At 59.5% G+C, this 15,553-nt stretch carries 16 protein-coding genes and 1 riboswitch; of the genes, 9 read left to right on the forward strand and 7 right to left on the reverse strand.

Going from position 1 to position 15,553, the window contains the following annotated elements; genetic code table 11:
- The first annotated feature begins 82 nt into the window (after positions 1-82).
- A complete protein-coding gene (locus RD1_RS02485) occupies positions 83-862 on the forward strand; it encodes a creatininase family protein (protein ID WP_011566864.1) in 780 nt (259 codons plus the stop codon).
- A 68-nt stretch (positions 863-930) separates the two neighbouring features.
- Positions 931-1,473: an NUDIX domain-containing protein gene (locus RD1_RS02490; protein WP_011566865.1), complete on the forward strand. Its 543-nt coding sequence runs from the start codon at positions 931-933 to the stop codon at positions 1,471-1,473.
- Positions 1,474-1,542: 69 nt separating this feature from the next.
- Here RD1_RS02490 and RD1_RS02495 read toward each other — a convergent pair whose 3' ends face one another.
- Entirely contained in the window at positions 1,543-2,223 is a 681-nt protein-coding gene (locus tag RD1_RS02495) for an energy-coupling factor ABC transporter permease (protein ID WP_044032900.1), read from the reverse strand.
- Positions 2,224-2,273: 50 nt separating this feature from the next.
- Positions 2,274-2,427: riboswitch (cobalamin riboswitch) on the reverse strand.
- A gap of 270 nt (positions 2,428-2,697) precedes the next feature.
- Between RD1_RS02495 and RD1_RS02500 the strand changes: the two genes are divergently transcribed.
- Genes RD1_RS02500 through RD1_RS02520 form a run of 5 tightly spaced genes read left to right on the forward strand, consistent with a single transcriptional unit; the run spans position 2,698 to position 7,211 of the window.
- Positions 2,698-3,834, forward strand: a complete 1,137-nt coding sequence (locus RD1_RS02500) for an ABC transporter substrate-binding protein (protein WP_044033311.1) — start codon at positions 2,698-2,700, stop codon at positions 3,832-3,834.
- A gap of 51 nt (positions 3,835-3,885) precedes the next feature.
- Positions 3,886-4,806 (forward strand): branched-chain amino acid ABC transporter permease, encoded by a 921-nt coding sequence (locus RD1_RS02505; RefSeq protein WP_011566868.1) that lies wholly within the window; start codon positions 3,886-3,888, stop codon positions 4,804-4,806.
- Entirely contained in the window at positions 4,803-5,786 is a 984-nt protein-coding gene (locus RD1_RS02510) for a branched-chain amino acid ABC transporter permease (protein ID WP_085978940.1), read from the forward strand. Before RD1_RS02505 ends, RD1_RS02510 begins: the two co-directional genes overlap by 4 nt.
- Positions 5,779-6,528: an ABC transporter ATP-binding protein gene (locus RD1_RS02515; protein WP_011566870.1), complete on the forward strand. Its 750-nt coding sequence runs from the start codon at positions 5,779-5,781 to the stop codon at positions 6,526-6,528. Before RD1_RS02510 ends, RD1_RS02515 begins: the two co-directional genes overlap by 8 nt.
- A complete protein-coding gene (locus RD1_RS02520; protein WP_011566871.1) occupies positions 6,525-7,211 on the forward strand; it encodes an ABC transporter ATP-binding protein in 687 nt (228 codons plus the stop codon). The genes RD1_RS02515 and RD1_RS02520 overlap by 4 nt, the downstream gene beginning before the upstream one ends.
- Before the next feature lie 90 nt (positions 7,212-7,301).
- Here the strand turns inward: RD1_RS02520 and RD1_RS02525 are convergent, their stop codons facing one another.
- A complete protein-coding gene (locus tag RD1_RS02525) occupies positions 7,302-8,219 on the reverse strand; it encodes a ring-cleaving dioxygenase (RefSeq protein ID WP_011566872.1) in 918 nt (305 codons plus the stop codon).
- Positions 8,220-8,434: 215 nt separating this feature from the next.
- Between RD1_RS02525 and RD1_RS02530 the strand changes: the two genes are divergently transcribed.
- The gene (locus tag RD1_RS02530) at positions 8,435-10,156 is read left to right on the forward strand and encodes an AMP-binding protein (protein WP_011566873.1); all 1,722 of its coding nucleotides are present in this window, start codon (positions 8,435-8,437) and stop codon (positions 10,154-10,156) included.
- A gap of 5 nt (positions 10,157-10,161) precedes the next feature.
- A complete protein-coding gene (locus RD1_RS02535; RefSeq protein WP_011566874.1) occupies positions 10,162-11,043 on the forward strand; it encodes a bile acid:sodium symporter in 882 nt (293 codons plus the stop codon).
- A 99-nt stretch (positions 11,044-11,142) separates the two neighbouring features.
- Here RD1_RS02535 and dxs read toward each other — a convergent pair whose 3' ends face one another.
- The 5 genes from dxs to RD1_RS02560 all read right to left on the reverse strand — a co-directional run bounded on the left by dxs (position 11,143) and on the right by RD1_RS02560 (position 15,500).
- Positions 11,143-13,071 (reverse strand): 1-deoxy-D-xylulose-5-phosphate synthase, encoded by a 1,929-nt coding sequence (gene dxs, locus RD1_RS02540; RefSeq protein WP_011566875.1) that lies wholly within the window; start codon positions 13,069-13,071, stop codon positions 11,143-11,145.
- Positions 13,072-13,080: 9 nt separating this feature from the next.
- Positions 13,081-13,950 carry a polyprenyl synthetase family protein gene (locus RD1_RS02545; RefSeq protein WP_011566876.1) on the reverse strand — a complete coding sequence of 290 codons (870 nt, stop codon included), beginning with the start codon at positions 13,948-13,950 and terminating at the stop codon, positions 13,081-13,083.
- A gap of 3 nt (positions 13,951-13,953) precedes the next feature.
- Positions 13,954-14,196, reverse strand: coding sequence for an exodeoxyribonuclease VII small subunit (locus RD1_RS02550; RefSeq protein ID WP_013963832.1), 243 nt, complete (start codon positions 14,194-14,196; stop codon positions 13,954-13,956).
- Positions 14,197-14,289: 93 nt separating this feature from the next.
- The gene (locus tag RD1_RS02555; protein ID WP_011566878.1) at positions 14,290-14,991 is read right to left on the reverse strand and encodes a response regulator; all 702 of its coding nucleotides are present in this window, start codon (positions 14,989-14,991) and stop codon (positions 14,290-14,292) included.
- Positions 14,988-15,500, reverse strand: a complete 513-nt coding sequence (locus RD1_RS02560; RefSeq protein WP_011566879.1) for a MarR family winged helix-turn-helix transcriptional regulator — start codon at positions 15,498-15,500, stop codon at positions 14,988-14,990. Before RD1_RS02560 ends, RD1_RS02555 begins: the two co-directional genes overlap by 4 nt.
- Between the last annotated feature and the right edge of the window lie 53 nt (positions 15,501-15,553).

Consider the following 15,553-nt stretch of genomic DNA (forward strand, 5'->3'; position numbering starts at 1 on the left):
ATTGGGATCACCCGATCGTTATTCATTGCATTGGGCAGGCCGTGTCGGGCAGGGTCAAAGCGCAACAGGAGGGACGGATCAAATGGTGGGTGTGATCTATTGGGAAGACCTGCGCGCGCCGGATTTCAAATCACTGCCCGAAAGGGCAATCGCCGTTTTGCCCATGGGCGCGAGCGAACAGCATGGGCCGCATCTGGCGGTTTCGGTTGACAGCGATCTGGTGGAGGCCGTGCTTGCGCGCACGCAGGTTGCTGATGGTTGTACCGTTCTGGTGCTGCCGACGCTGCGGGTCACCAAAAGTGCCGAGCATGACCGCCACCCCGGCACACTGAGCCTCACGGGCGACACGCTTCTGGCGGTTTTGCGCGACATCGCGGCCTCGGTTCACCGCGCCGGCATTGATCGGTTGTGCCTGTTCAATGGCCACGGGGGCAACACCGCCCTGCTGGAGGTCGCCGTGCGGGACATGCGCATCACGCATGACATGATAGCTGTGCACTGTGGCTGGTTCGGGTTCGCCCAAGCGCAGGCGCATTTTGATGCACAGGCACTGGCGATGGATGTACATGGTGGTGACATCGAAACCTCTGCGATGTTGGCGGCGGCACCGGAGAAGGTCGATATGGCAAAGGCGCGGGATTTCCGCCCCGCCATGCAGGATTGGCCGCAGAAGTGGATCGGGCTGACCGGGCAGGTGGCGCGGCCCGGTTGGCTCATCGACGATCTGAACGCCGACGGAGCTTGTGGCAATGCTGCGGCGGCGACTGTCGAAAAAGGCGAGGCGCTGTTGTCTTCGGCGGCGCGCAACTTTTCTGATTTTCTCGGTGAGTTGGCCGCCTTCGACCATCGCGCCAGCCTTTGAAGGCCATTCAAGACGTCACGCAGAGCCGGTGCATCGACAGGCGCGTGCACCTGAAGGGGAGTGTTGCGATGAGCGAAATCAAAAGGCAATTCCGCCGGACCGTTTATGAAAACAGATGGATGAAGGTGCACGAGGATGCGGTGACTTTTCCCGATGGATCAGACGGGATTTACGGCGTCGTTGACAAAGAAGACTTTGTTCTGATTGTCCCGCAGCATGCAGATGGGCGGTTTCAACTGGTGCAGCAGTTTCGCTATCCGGTGGGCGGGCGCTATTGGGAATTCCCGCAAGGGTCATGGGAAACGAGGCCGGGCACGGACCCGGAAAAGGTCGCCCTCGCCGAATTGGAGGAGGAGACCGGCTTTCGCGCGCAATCCCTCATCAGGTTGGGGCATCTTTTCGAGGCATACGGTTTTTCAAATCAGGGGTTTCACGCGTTTCTGGCAACCGGTCTGCAAGCGGGGCGCGTAAATCGCGACAAAGAAGAACAGGATATGCAAACCGCGTCGTTCAGTCTTGAGGCGATACATGACATGATCCGCGCTGGGCAGATCAAGGATGCGCCGAGTATAGCCGCACTTGGGCTATTGGCCATTTCCGAACATGGATAGAAACCGCGCAACAGGTCAGCGCAAAGAGGGGACCGCGGCGCGCCGTTGCGCCACGGTCCAAACGCATTCTTATGTGGCCGCGTTATGCAAACGGTGCGTGAAGATGCCCCGGTCGGTCATTGCGCGCAGGCCCTTGGCACCGGCAAGCGCTGCGAGATCGGCCAAAGGTTCAATCAGGATGACCAGCAGATAGGCCACGCCAAAGCTTGTCACGGCGGACAGGTTGTCGGCCCCAACGCCTTGCCCGTAGATCGCCCAGAAGGCCACCCATGCAACAACGCCGCCCTGATAGACAGCCGACATTTTCAGCACATCCACATAGCGCAGATCGACATAGGCCGTTGTCTGCGGAATGACCCGTTTGGCCAGCGCGTCCACCGCAAACAGCGGGAACAGCAGCGTTGAGACATTGACGAAATACATCGGCACATCGGAGGGTGCGAAAAACAACCCTTGGATCGCCAGACCGCCCGCAAGGCCAAGCGCGGCTGGACCAGACCCGAGCAGCAAAAACAGCGTCGTGCCCAGAATGATGTGCACCTCCGAGATGCCGACGGCGAAATGCGGAAAGACCTCAAAGAAGATGAACACCCCGATCGCCGCAATCACGGAGCGCAGGGCAAAGGAGACCACGGAATGGGTCTTGAGATCATCATTGATCAGTTTGAGGGAATAGCCCGCAGCGGCAGCGGCCGTTCCATAGGCCAATACCATTTTTGCGCCGTCCACGACGCCCGGTTCGATGTGCATGTTTACTTCCTTTCGCGTCCACCCGACGCATTTAAATGGCCGGAATTTTCCGGCGGTTGCAGATTGATGGTTGGTATCCTGACTTACAGCTTCGGGCCGCGCTGGCCGTTTTCGCTGCTTACAGTTGCGGGGGCAGTCCGGGTCTTGCACCCGGTTCCCAATTAAGGCCCGTTTTCAGGGGCCGCCATCCCCGCAAGCTTTACGCGATCGGACACGCAAGGCAAGCCTGTCTGCGACGATTGATGATCCGGGTGCGATCGCGACGTAGCCTGTCGACGGGCAGCGCCGGTGTGGTTTGGCCGAAAATCGGCGGCCCTGCGCCCGGTTTTTGGCCAATTCTGTCCTGCGGTGACTGGCAAATCCCTGTTGTTTCTGATCAAGTCTTGCGGGATATGAATAATCGACGCAGTTGCAGGGGTGGATGCGATGCGTCAGACGACCAAAAACCACCCGGGAAAAACAGGGGAAATCAAGATGAAGGTGAAATCACTCATTCTGTCTGCGGCACTGGCTGCTTTGGCAGGCGGCGCATCGGCAGAAGGCGTCAAGGTCGGCATGATCACAACCCTTTCGGGGGGCGGTGCCGGGCTAGGTATCGACGTGCGCGACGGCTTCATGCTCGCGGTGAAACAGTCGGGCCGTGACGACATCGAGGTCGTGATCGAAGACGATCAGCGCAAACCCGATATCGCCGTGCAACTGGCCGACAAGATGATCCAGTCCGAAAAGGTCGATGTGATGACGGGGATAATCTGGTCGAACCTCGCCATGGCCGTCGTTCCGGCGACTGTCGCACAGGGCAAGTTTTATCTGTCACCCAATGCGGGTCCATCCGCACTGGCGGGTAAGGGGTGCCATCCGAACTATTTCAACGTCGCGTGGCAAAACGATAACCTGCACGAGGCCGCTGGTGCCTATGCCACCTCTGCGGGCTATTCCAACAGCTTCATCCTCGCGCCAAACTATCCCGCCGGTCAGGATGCGCTGACGGGCTACAAGCGGACCTTTGGCGGCGAATTGGCCGGGGAGTTGTTCACCAAACTGGGTCAAACCGATTACGCTGCCGAGATTGCGCAGATCCGCGCGTCCGGGGCGGATTCCGTGTTCTTTTTCCTGCCCGGTGGCATGGGGATTTCATTCCTCAAGCAATATGCCGACAGTGGCATTGATATCCCGGTGGTTGGTCCTGCGTTTTCCTTTGATCAGGGCATCCTGCAGGCCGTCGGTGATGCAGCCCTTGGTGTGGTGAACACATCGCAGTGGAGCAAGGACATCGACAACCCGACCAATGCCGCCTTTGTCGAGACATTTCAGGCGGAATACGGGCGTTTGCCGTCACTCTATGCCAGTCAAGGGTTTGACACGGCAAACCTGCTGATCTCTGCGCTCGCAACGGCCAGCCCTGCGGATGCGGACGCCTTCCGCGCAGCACTCAAGGCGGCGGATTTCGACAGCACACGCGGTGATTTTGCCTTTGGGCCCAACCATCACCCCATTCAGGATATCTATGCCCGCGAGGTCATCAAGGAAGGCGATGTCTTTACCAACAAGATCATCGGCGTCGCCCTCGAAGACCACGCTGACGCCTATGCGGCTGAGTGCAAGATGTAAGCAACGCCTTGGTCCGGGTGTCTCTTGGCCCCCGGACCGGTAAATAGAACCATGTCCACAATTCTGATCATCGAACAGGTCCTGAACGGTCTGCAATTCGGCGTGATGCTGTTTTTGATGGCGGCTGGACTGACGCTGATCTTTGGCGTCATGGGGCTGATCAACCTTGCGCACGGATCGCTCTATATGATCGGGGCTTTTGCGGCGGCGGCTGTGGCTGGACTAACGGGGTCGTTCCTGCTTGCACTGTTCGCTGCGATGGCCGCTGCGGCGATGGCGGGCGTCTTGATCGAAACCGTTGTCATCCGCAGGCTTTACGCCACGGATCACCTTGATCAGGTGCTGGCCACCTTTGCGCTGATCCTGATCTTTTCAGAAGGAACGCGGTGGGTCTTTGGTTCTTTCCCGCTGTTTCTGGACATCCCTGATGCCGTATCGGGGCCTGTGTCCCTGCCAGGTGGCATTCAATATCCGCTGTACAGGCTCGTTCTGATTGCCGTGGGGCTTGCCGTGGGGCTGGGGCTTGCGTTGCTCATCAACCGCACGCGCAACGGTGTTCAGATAAGGGCAGGGGAAAACGACCGCGAGATGATCGCGGCCCTCGGGGTGGATATCTCGCGCCTTTATACGCTGGTGTTTGCACTTGGCGCGGCGTTGGCCGGGCTGGCGGGCGCGCTGGTCGGGGCGATCCAATCCGTGCAGGTTGGCATGGGCGAACCCGTGCTTATCCTCGCCTTTGTGGTCATCGTGATCGGGGGTATCGGCTCCATCAAGGGGGCATTTGTCGGCGCGTTGCTGGTGGGCCTGACGGATACGCTGGGCGGTATTTTCCTGCCGGAACTGTTCAAGCTCTTTACCGATGCGGCCACCGCCACGTCGGCGGGCTCGGCGCTGGCCTCCATGGCGATATACATCCTGATGGGGGCGGTGCTGATCTGGCGGCCTACCGGTCTTTACGGGGCGCGCGCGTGATGTCGGAACGGATGGTCAATAGCGTCGTGCTGATCGGCCTGTGCGCCGTGCCGATCTGGGCGCTGCTGGTGGATGAACCCTTCACGATCACGCTGGCCACGCGCGCGGTGATCTTCGCGCTGGCGGCGGTTGGTCTGAACATCGCACTGGGCTGGGGTGGTCTGGTCAGCCTCGGGCACGCGGTGTTCTTTGGTCTCGGGGGCTATGCGATGGGTATCCTTGCCCATCATGCGCAGACATTCACCCCCGTGATGGAATGGCCGTTCCTGATTGAGGGAACGAAATCCATGCCCGTGATCTGGCTGGTGGCGATGATCAGCGCAGGTGTCGCGGCCCTCGTGATCGGGCTTTTGTCGCTGCGCACGGCGGGTGTCTATTTCATCATGATCACCCTCGCCTTTGGGCAGATGTTCTACTATTTCGCTATTTCCTGGGCGGAATACGGCGGCGAGGATGGGCTGTCCATCTACGTCAGGAACGATTTTCCGGGGCTGAACACATTGGTGCCCATCCACTTTTTCGCCCTGTGTTTCGTGATCCTGTGCATTGTGCTTTTTATCAACGCGCGGCTGATCAAATCACCCTTTGGGCTTGCGCTGAACGCCGCGCGTCAGGTGCCGACCCGGGTTGAGACCGTGGGGATGGACCCTGTACGCCTCAAGCTGGTCGCCTTTGTGATTTCCGGCGTGATCACGGGTCTGGCGGGCGCGCTTTTTGCCGACCTCAACCGCTTTGTCAGCCCGACGATGTTCAGTTGGCAGATGTCCGGTGAGATCATGATTTTTGTCATTCTGGGCGGCGTTGCCCGGCTTTTTGGCCCGGTGGTGGGGGCCGTCCTTTTCGTTGTTCTGGAACATTTCCTTGGGGGTCTGAGCAACTACTGGCACATCTATCTCGGGCTGCTGTTGCTGATCATCGTCTTGTTCGCCCGTGGTGGGATCATCGGTTTGTTGTGCGGGCGGGGGCGGCTGCATGACTAACCCTGTGCTTGCCACCCATAACCTCAGCAAGAGTTTCGGCGCCTTGACCGCGACCGACGATGTCACGCTTGATCTGCGCGCGGGTGAAATCCATGCGGTGATCGGGCCAAATGGCGCGGGGAAATCCACGTTGATTGCGCAGATCTGCGGTGGGCTGACGCCTGATCGCGGGCGCATCGAATTTTTGGGTCGAGACGTGACGCAGGAACCGACGCGGCTGCGCGCGCGGGCAGGGCTCGGGCGCACGTTTCAGATCTCCGCACTGGCGATGGAAGACAGCGTGTTGCAAAACGTCATGCTGGGCGCATTGGGGGCGATGGGTCGGCCATGGCAATTCCTGCGACCTGCCCTGCGGGATAATGCGCTGCGCGACAGGGCCGAGGCGGCCTTGGCGCGTGTCGGCCTGACGGATGCCCGCGCCAAACGCACTGCGGAACTCAGTCACGGGCAGCGCCGCCAATTGGAAGTCGCCGTCGCGCTGAGTCTGCAGCCCAAAGCCTTCGTGATGGATGAACCCATGGCGGGGCTGGGGTCGGAAGGGTCCAGGCAGTTGACCGGCTTTCTGGACAGTCTGCGCGCGGATGCGCCCATTCTACTGGTCGAGCATGACATGGATGCGGTTTTTGCGCTGGCCGACCGGATCAGCGTTCTGGTCTATGGCAAGGTGATCGAGACCGGGACCGTGGCAGAGATTCGCGCCAGCAAAGCTGTACGCGACGCGTATTTGGGCGGTGAGGCATGACGCTTTTGACGCTGCGCAATGTCGAGGCATCTTACGGGGTCAGCCCCGCGCTTTTCGGTGTCGATCTGAGTTTGCAGCCGGGCGAGGTGATGGCGCTGATGGGGCGCAACGGGATGGGCAAAAGCACCACCGTCAAGGCGATTTGCAGGATGGTGCCGACACGCGGCACGTTGCAGTTCGACGGGCATGATCTGTCGCGCCTGCCCAGCCATCGCGCCGCGCGGCTGGGCATCGGTCTGGTGCCTGAGGGGCGGCGCTGTTTTTCGTCCCTGACGGTGTCGCAAAACCTGTCTGCCGCCGCACGCCCCGGTCACTGGACATTCGAGACGGTAACGAAACTCTTCCCCCGTCTCGCCGAACGCAGGGATCAGAAAGCCGCAACGCTGTCGGGGGGCGAGCAACAGATGGTGGCGATCGCGCGCGCCCTGATGACAAACCCCCGGCTGCTTATTCTGGATGAGGCAACCGAAGGCTTGGCCCCTCTTGTGCGGCAAGAGATCTGGGCGGCCCTCACGGAACTGAAACGCTCCACGGGCATGTCGATTATACTGATCGACAAGTCGCTTGGTGAACTGTCACGCATTTGCGAACGCGCAACCATATTGGAACGCGGCACGACCGTCTGGTCCGGTGCCATGAGCGACGTCACGCCGGAGATCAGCACGCGGTATATCGGCGTCTGATTTTCCCGGGTGCCACATTTAGCTGGCTGCGCAGTTCGGCGTTATCGGCCTCGTCGATCCCATGGCCCTGACCTGTAACTGGTTGCGTGATCAGGCCACAAGCGGCGGCAAGACCTGCTCGATCCGGTCGCGCGCGCTTTCGTATTGTGCGGGCAGTTGCAGCGACCGACCCAGATGCGCGAGGTCCTCATCCCGGGTGAATCCGGGTGGGTCCGTTGCGATTTCAAAGAGGACACCGCCGGGTTCGCGAAAGTAGATCGCATTGAAATACTGCCGGTCGATCACGGGTGTGACGTCCATGCCCGCGCTCAGCAAGCGTTCGCGCCAATCCAGTTGATCCTCGTCATCCAGCGCGCGAAAGGCCACGTGATGGATGCTGCCCGCACCCTGACGCCCGATGGAAGGCACGTCCGCGCGCATCAGATCAACAATACGGCCACGCGCGTCGCCGGGCAGTTGCAAACGCAGACGCTCCTCGCCGTTCCCGGTTTTATGCGCGACCTCGTCATACCCCATGACGTCCGTCAGCAAGCGTTGTGTCGGTTCCAGATCATTCAGTTGCAAAGTCACCGAATGAAAGCCGTCCAGCGTGGGGCCGTCATCGCCGTCCACCTCAATCAGTTCGACCTTGGCCCCGTCCGGGTCCGTGATCCTGATGACGCGGCTGCCAAACCGTTCTGTCGGGCCGTCGAAATCCAGCGTCTCAAGCGCCAGACGTTCCATCCAGGTATCAAAGCCACCGCGACCCACAGCGTACGCATAGGCAGATGCCATACCGGGACCGGCACGCCCGGGACCGGCGTTTACAAAGGGGAAGAACGTCAGGATCGTGCCGGGATCAGCTGTTTCGTTGCCGTAGTACAAATGATACGTGCCCGGATCGTCAAAATTGACGGTCTTTTTCACCAGACGCTGCTGCATGACCTTGGTGAAAAAATCTGCATTCGCCTGCGGGGGGCCGCTGATTGCAGTGATGTGATGCAGGCCGTTCATGCGTTTCTTATCCATGTCAGTCCCCTGAATGTGTTTGCGTTGGTATTCAAATAGCGTCTTACGATGTGCAAATAAGCGCGAAATACGCATATCATGTGTTTGCTTTTGCACAAACGCACGAAAGCCATGGTAAAGCCCGTCAAACTGCGGATTGGCCGTAGGGTCGTATTCGACAAGGGGCCGTCCTGCGGGTACGTCCTGTTCAAGGATTTCTTGGGGAGGAGGATTCGATGACTGCGCAGGAGCGGCCATGGACGGCATTTTATGGTGTGGGCGTGCGTCCGGACCTGCCCGAGGCATCTTACCGAACCATTGGCGATCTGGTGCATTCCGTCGCCAATACCTATGGCAAGGCCCCGGCCTTCACCGCCTGCATGCCCAATGGCATGAATGGAACGCTGACGTTTGAGCAGGTGGACCAGATGTCCGATGCCTTTGCGGTGTACCTGCGCGAGGTTGCCGGGTTGCAGCAGGGCGATCGCGTCGCGTTGCAGATGCCCAATTGCCTCAGCTTTCCAATCGCTGCCTTTGGGATTCTCAAAGCTGGGTGCGTTCTGGTCAATGTGAACCCGCTGTACACAGCGGACGAGATGGCAAAACAATTCGTGGACGCAGAACCCCACGCCCTGATCATCGTGGACATGTTCGCCGACAAAATCCCGCAAGCGACGCGCGGTCATCCGATCCCGAATATCATTGTCACGCGTGTCGCGGAGTTTTTGCCGACCCTGCCAAAGTGGATCATCGGGCTGGTGCAAAAGCACTGGGACAAATCGGTGAAAGCCATTGAGGTGCCGCATATCCGCCTGCCTGATGCGATTGCGGCGGGTCGGGTGCATATGCAGTCCGAAAAGATCGAGGTTTATGCCTATCGGCGCAATGTGCAGCCTGATGACATCGCCTGCCTGCAATACACCGGTGGCACAACCGGCGTGGCAAAGGGCGCGATGCTGACCCATGCAAATCTGATCATGAACATGGAACAGGTGATGGAGCTGATCTCCGGCGTGGAGAAGGGCAAAGAGGTCGCCCTGACAGCCCTGCCGATGTATCATATCTTTGCCTTCACGGTGAATTTGCTCGGGTTCTACTGGCTGGGCGCGCGCAACATCCTGATCCCGAACCCGCGTCCTCTGGTCAGCCTGAAACGCGCGATGGAGAATTACAAGATCACGTGGATGAGCGGTGTGAACACCCTGTTCAACGGCTTGACGAATGAGGTCTGGTTCACGGACAGCCCGCCCAAACATCTGAAATTCGCCTCTGCTGGCGGTATGGCGCTGCAAACGGCGGTTGAAGAACGCTGGCAGGAGATTACCGGAAAACCAGTGGTTCAGGGCTATGGCCTGACCGAAACATCACCCGCGCTGACCTTCGAACCTTTGGGTAAAAAGCGCAGTGGCACCATCGGCGTGCCTGTGCCGTCCACCTTGGTGGCCTGTCTGGATGAGTATGGCCACGAGGTCCCCGTCGGCCAATCCGGAGAGATTGCAGCAAAGGGGCCGCAGATCATGGCCGGCTATTGGAACAAGCCCGAAGAAACCGCGGCGGTGATGAAAGACGGCTGGTTCCTGACCGGCGACATCGGCGTCATGGATGCGGATGGCTATTTCACCATCGTAGACCGCAAAAAGGACATGGTGGTGGTGTCCGGTTTCAACGTCTACCCCAATGAGATCGAGGAATGCCTCGCAACCCACCCTGCGATTGTCGAGGCGGCGGTGATCGGTGTGCCAGATGACGCAACCGGGGAGGCGGTCAAAGCCTTTGTCGTCAAACGCGACCCAAGCCTGTCGGAGGCGGAGGTGCGTGCCCATTGCAAGGCGCATCTGACCGCCTATAAAATCCCCAAACGTGTTGAGTTCCGCGATGAGCTGCCGAAATCCAACGTCGGGAAAATCCTCAGAAAAGACCTGCGCGCAAGCGAAATCGCGCATCAGGCGCAGGAGTAACAGACATGGTCGGAGCATTTGAACAGGCGATCCTCGCGTTGATGATTTTCGTGATCATGCTGGGGATGGGGGCCTCGCTGACGCCGCGCGATTTTTATCTGGCCTTGCGGCGACCCTACGGCCTCGCCATCGGCGTGGTCGCGCAATATGGGTTCATGCCCCTGATCGGCTTTTTGCTGGCGACCCTGCTGAATGTCCCGCCCGCTATTGCGATTGGCATTCTGATCATGTCCTGCATGCCGGGGGGGACGACCTCGAACATCTTTACCTATTTTTCCAAAGGCAATCTGGCGCTGTCCGTGTTGATGACGGTGACGTCGACCGTGACAGGCGTGATCATGATCCCGATTGTTTTGCTGGTTTACGCAACCGCGCTTGAACTTGAGATACCGCGCGAAAACATCATCGCCACTTTGGTCCTGCTGCTCGTTCCCGTGGCGATCGGCATGGTGCTGCGCAAGATCAGCGCGAATGTCGGCGCTGTGACGGAGTTTTTCGGCTCTGCTCTGGCGCTGTTCTTTATTCTGTTCCTCATCGTCAGCTGGATACCGCGCAACTGGCAATTCCTGCTGGAAACCAGCGCGGCGACCTATTTCGCATCCATCGCATTGGGCGTTTTCGGGATCACCATCGGGTACATCTTTGCCCGCGCGCTGCGTCTGCACCCCAGAAATGCGCGCACGGTCGCCTTGGAAACGGGAATTCAGAACGGACCCTTGGCGATTGCGATTATCGTTTTTACCTTTTCGGGGGCCGAACAACAGGCCGTCACTGCGGTGCCCGTGCTCTATTCGCTGTTTATCGTGATTGTCGCCACATTGGTCACGCTGGTCTTCCGGCGCGCCAATACAGCCGCGGAGCAAAAGATGCCGGACAGTCTGATTTAGAGCGTCTGGCGAAACACGTGAAACATCAAATATCGGGTAACGCCTTGAATCCTTTGATATAGGGCAGCGTTACGTGATCGAGGTGTTCCGCATGACGCTTTAGGCGCGCGCCTCACCGATCTGGGCAATACCCAAAACCGACAGCACTTTGGTTTCGATATCCGCCGCGTTCATGCCCGCAACGGCGTACATATCCGCCGGGCTGGACTGGTCGATAAAGATATCGGGCAGCACCATCGAGCGGTATTTGAAGCCGGTATCAAACACCCCTTCATCCGATAGCAATTGCGCCACGTGACTGCCAAAACCGCCGATGGCCCCTTCTTCGACGGTGATCAGGGCCTCATGGTTGGCGACCAGATCAAGGATCATCTCGCGGTCGAGCGGTTTGGCAAACCGTGCGTCCGCAATCGTCGGCGTGATGCCGCGGGCCGCCAATGCTTCGCCTGCCTTTTGGACCTCTGCCAGACGGGTGCCAAAGGACAGGATGGCGACGCGCGTGCCCTCTGTGATGATCCGGCCCTTGCCGATTTCCAGCACTTCGCCGACTTCGGGCATATCGACGCCATTGCCTTCGCCGCGTGGGAACCGGAACGCGATTGGTCCGTCATCATGTGCGACAGCGGTGGCAACCATGTGTTTCAGTTCTGCTTCATCGGCGGCGGCCATGACCACGAAACCGGGCAGGTTGGCCAGATAGGCGATGTCAAAGGAGCCTGCATGCGTCGCGCCATCCGCCCCGACCAACCCTGCGCGATCAATCGCAAAGCGCACGGGCAGCCGTTGGATCGCAACATCATGCACAACCTGATCGTAGCCCCGTTGCAGGAATGTCGAATACATCGCGCAGAACGGCTTCATCCCGCCGGCGGCCAGTGCCGCCGAAAAGGTCACCCCGTGTTGTTCGGCAATCCCGACGTCAAAACAGCGGCTAGGGAATCGTTCCGCAAAGAGGTTGAGCCCGGTGCCATCCGGCATCGCGGCGGTCACGGCACAGATTTTATCGTCTTTCGTTGCTTCTTCGAGCAGGCTTTGCGCAAAGACTTTGGTGTAGCTGGGCGCATTTGACGGGGCCTTGGTTTGTTGCCCGGTCAGTACATCGAATTTCGCGGTGGCGTGCCCCTTGTCTCGGGCGGTTTCGGCGGGCGCATATCCTTTGCCCTTCTTGGTCAGCGCGTGGATCATGATCGGCCCGGTTGCGCGTGCTTTGACAGTGCGCAGCAGCGGCAAAAGCTGGTCCAGATCATGCCCGTCAATCGGGCCGATATAGGAAAACCCAAGCTCTTCAAACAGGGTGCCGCCGACGGCCATCCCCTTGAGCATATCCTTGGCCCGTTTGGCCCCTTCGCGGAACGGTTCCGGCAGCAGGCTTACAGCCCCTTTGGCCGCCGCCTTGAAATCCTGAAAGGGCTCGCCTGAATAGAGACGGCTGAGATAAGATGACATCGCACCGGTGGGCGGGGCGATCGACATCTCATTGTCGTTCAGGATCACGATCATACGCTTTTTCAGATGACCCGCGTTGTTCATCGCTTCATAGGCCATGCCCGCCGACATCGACCCGTCGCCAATGACGGCAATGGCATCGCCAAGACCTTCGGGCACGACACCGCCCAGATCACGCGCAACTGCAAAGCCCAGAGCGGCGGAAATCGACGTGGAACTATGGGCGGCCCCGAACGGGTCATAGGGGGATTCGCTGCGTTTGGTGAACCCGCTCAGGCCCCCTTTCATGCGCAGGGTGCGGATGCGGTCGCGCCGTTCTGTCAGAATCTTATGCGGATAACACTGATGCCCCACGTCCCAGATGATCTTGTCGCGGGGCGTGTCGAACACAGCATGCAGCGCGACCGTCAGTTCGACCACGCCGAGGCCCGCACCCAGATGGCCACCGGTCACCGAAACCGCAGAAACGGTTTCGCTGCGCAGCTCGTCCGCCAACTGCACCAGCTGCCGGTCTGACAGGCCCTTCATATCAGCCGGACGGTGCACCAGATCCAAAAGCGGGGTTTTGGGCATGTCTGTCATAGTCGTTCCCTAATGTGTGCGCCTGACCACAAAGCGCGCCGTCTCTCTTAGTGTGTCAGCTTTGGCACCGTAAGTCGCCAGGCTGTCGCAGGCCTCGTCAATCAGGGACATGGCGCGTGCACGTGCAGCGTCCAGACCCAAAAGCGATACGAAAGTCGCCTTGCCCGCGCTGGCATCCTTGCCCACGGCCTTGCCAACCTGTGCGCTGTCGCCGGTCACATCCAAGATGTCATCCGCGATCTGAAAGGCAAGGCCAAGGGCCTGCGCATAGCGTTTGAGCGCCGCCGTATCCGCCTGCGCCAGCCGCGCACCCGCCTGTGCCGACCATCCTATCAGCGCGCCGGTCTTGCCCTGCTGAAGCCGGGTTATTTCATCCAGAGACAGTGGGGCACGCGCGGTTTCAGCGGCAATATCAAGCGCTTGCCCCAGAACCATCCCCTGTGCCCCGCTCGCGCGCGCAAGGCTGAGGGCGAGATCGGCGCGCACCTCGGCGGATGCACTGGCACCGGGGTGCGTGACCAGCTCAAAGGCCAGCGTCTGAAGCGCATCGCCGGCCAGCACAGCCGTGGCGTCGTCCCATTTCTTGTGAACGGTCGGCTGGCCGCGCCGCATGTCGTCATTATCCATGCAGGGCAGGTCGTCATGGACCAGACTATAGGCATGCAGGGCCTCAATCGCGGTGGCAGACCAGATGGCTTCGCCTGCGGCTATGTCATGCAGCCGGGCCGTTTCCAACACCAGAAAACCCCGCAGGCGTTTGCCCCCGCTGGTGGCATGCGCCATGGCCTCAACAATCGGGAGCGGTTCAAATGCGGCCAGTACCTTGTCAAAATGCGCCTGAACAGCGGCCGCTGCAGCGTCAAGCCGTTGTGTAAACATGTGTCAAAGGCCCGTGACAGGCTTTGTGCCGGTGGGTGCGCCATCTGCGTCCAGTGTAATAGCCGCGACCTTTTCCTCTGCTTCTTTCAGCTTTTCCTCGCACCGCTTTTTCAGCGCCGCACCGCGTTCATAAAGCGCGATGCTTTCATCCAAGGCCACGTCGCCCCGCTCCAACTGGCCGAGCACTTTTTCAAGCTCGCTCATGGCCTGTTCAAAACTCATCTCGGTGACGGGTGTGTCTGTCATTGCGTCGGTATCCTGCATGCGTGTCTGCGCCGACAGTAGTCATAAATTCAGGCAGGTGCCAGACCGGCAATGCGGTGAAATCGCTGCCGGTCGTCAATCGGGTGCAAGCATATACCCGGCCCCGCGCACGGTCTGCAGATAGCGCGGTTGTTTCGGGTCACTTTCGATCTTACGCCGCAACCGGGTGATTTGCACATCAACGGCGCGTTCCTGTGCCTGCCCACGGTCACGGCCCAGTTCTTCAACCAGTTTCGCGCGGCTGATTGCCTCGTTACAACTGGCCGAAAAGATCTTCATCAGGTGCATTTCGGTCGCTGTCAGCCGGACGAGGTCTTCGCCCTGCCATAACTCGCCCCGCTCCAGATCATAGCGGATGGGACCGAGCGACAGAACCTTGGGGGCGGTCGCATCCTCCAGCACTTCCGGCACGCGCCGCAATATGGCATTGATGCGCAGCAACAATTCCTTGGGTTCAAACGGTTTGGGCAGGTAGTCATCCGCGCCTGCTTCCAGCCCTTCGATCCGGTTGTCCGTATCACCTTTGGCGGTGAGCAACAGGATCGGCACCGCGTTTGTCTCGCGCAGCGCGCGGGTAAAGGCCAGACCGTCTTCGCCCGGCATCATGACATCCAGCACGATCAGATCGAAATCCAACCCCAACAGAATGCGCCTTGCATGGGCGGCATCGCGCGCGGCAGTGACCAGAAAGCCATTCCGCATCAGAAATTTCTGTAGCAGCGTGCGGATGCGTTCGTCGTCGTCAACAATCAGCAGGTGGGCGTCAAAGTCACTCATGTTCCGCTATCCTTCAGTCGGGTGTAAGCATAGCGCATTTCTCGATCCATCATGGCCTCCAGTACCCTGCGAAAGCCTGCCACCGCATCCGGCCCCGCATCACGAAATGCCATCCTCATCCGGGCCCGCTGCGCATCAGACAGTTTTTGCTCCAGGGCGCGCCCGTCCGGGGTCAGGAAAAGATGGCGTTCGCGTTTGTCATTTTTGCCGACCCTGCTTTCAACCAGACCATCCTCGATCAAGGTGCGCAAGACTCGGTTCAGCGATTGTTTCGTCACGCCAAGAATGTTGAGCAGGTTGTTGACGGTCGTGCCCGGCGCGCGGTTGATAAAATGGATCGCCCGGTGATGCGCCCGCCCGTATGCCATGTCCGATAATATCCGGTCCGGGTCCGCCGTAAATCCGCGGTAGGCGAAAAACATCGCCTCGATTCCCTGCCTGAGTTGCTCATCGGTTAAAAACAGAAGGTTTTCACCGTGATGGGCGGATCCTGCGCGTCCATCTGCCATGGCATGCCTCGAATAAACTTTTTGTTCCGGTTCAGCTTATGTCAGTGTTGTTG

Origin of the sequence: Roseobacter denitrificans OCh 114, assembly GCF_000014045.1 — a bacterium.
Classification (GTDB): domain Bacteria; phylum Pseudomonadota; class Alphaproteobacteria; order Rhodobacterales; family Rhodobacteraceae; genus Roseobacter; species Roseobacter denitrificans.

Excerpts from the sequence above, each read along its gene's own strand:
- RD1_RS02535 (WP_011566874.1), top strand. The coding sequence starts at position 10,162 with ATGGTCGGAGCATTTGAACAGGCGATCCTCGCGTTGATGATTTTCGTG.
- RD1_RS02530 (WP_011566873.1), top strand. The coding sequence starts at position 8,435 with ATGACTGCGCAGGAGCGGCCATGGACGGCATTTTATGGTGTGGGCGTG.
- RD1_RS02515 (WP_011566870.1), top strand. The coding sequence starts at position 5,779 with ATGACTAACCCTGTGCTTGCCACCCATAACCTCAGCAAGAGTTTCGGC.
- RD1_RS02560 (WP_011566879.1), bottom strand. The coding sequence starts at position 15,500 with ATGGCAGATGGACGCGCAGGATCCGCCCATCACGGTGAAAACCTTCTG.
- RD1_RS02525 (WP_011566872.1), bottom strand. The coding sequence starts at position 8,219 with ATGGATAAGAAACGCATGAACGGCCTGCATCACATCACTGCAATCAGC.
- RD1_RS02500 (WP_044033311.1), top strand. The coding sequence starts at position 2,698 with ATGAAGGTGAAATCACTCATTCTGTCTGCGGCACTGGCTGCTTTGGCA.
- RD1_RS02490 (WP_011566865.1), top strand. The coding sequence starts at position 931 with ATGAGCGAAATCAAAAGGCAATTCCGCCGGACCGTTTATGAAAACAGA.
- RD1_RS02485 (WP_011566864.1), top strand. The coding sequence starts at position 83 with ATGGTGGGTGTGATCTATTGGGAAGACCTGCGCGCGCCGGATTTCAAA.
- dxs (WP_011566875.1), bottom strand. The coding sequence starts at position 13,071 with ATGACAGACATGCCCAAAACCCCGCTTTTGGATCTGGTGCACCGTCCG.
- RD1_RS02545 (WP_011566876.1), bottom strand. The coding sequence starts at position 13,950 with ATGTTTACACAACGGCTTGACGCTGCAGCGGCCGCTGTTCAGGCGCAT.
- RD1_RS02495 (WP_044032900.1), bottom strand. The coding sequence starts at position 2,223 with ATGCACATCGAACCGGGCGTCGTGGACGGCGCAAAAATGGTATTGGCC.
- RD1_RS02555 (WP_011566878.1), bottom strand. The coding sequence starts at position 14,991 with ATGAGTGACTTTGACGCCCACCTGCTGATTGTTGACGACGACGAACGC.
- RD1_RS02505 (WP_011566868.1), top strand. The coding sequence starts at position 3,886 with ATGTCCACAATTCTGATCATCGAACAGGTCCTGAACGGTCTGCAATTC.
- RD1_RS02520 (WP_011566871.1), top strand. The coding sequence starts at position 6,525 with ATGACGCTTTTGACGCTGCGCAATGTCGAGGCATCTTACGGGGTCAGC.
- RD1_RS02550 (WP_013963832.1), bottom strand. The coding sequence starts at position 14,196 with ATGACAGACACACCCGTCACCGAGATGAGTTTTGAACAGGCCATGAGC.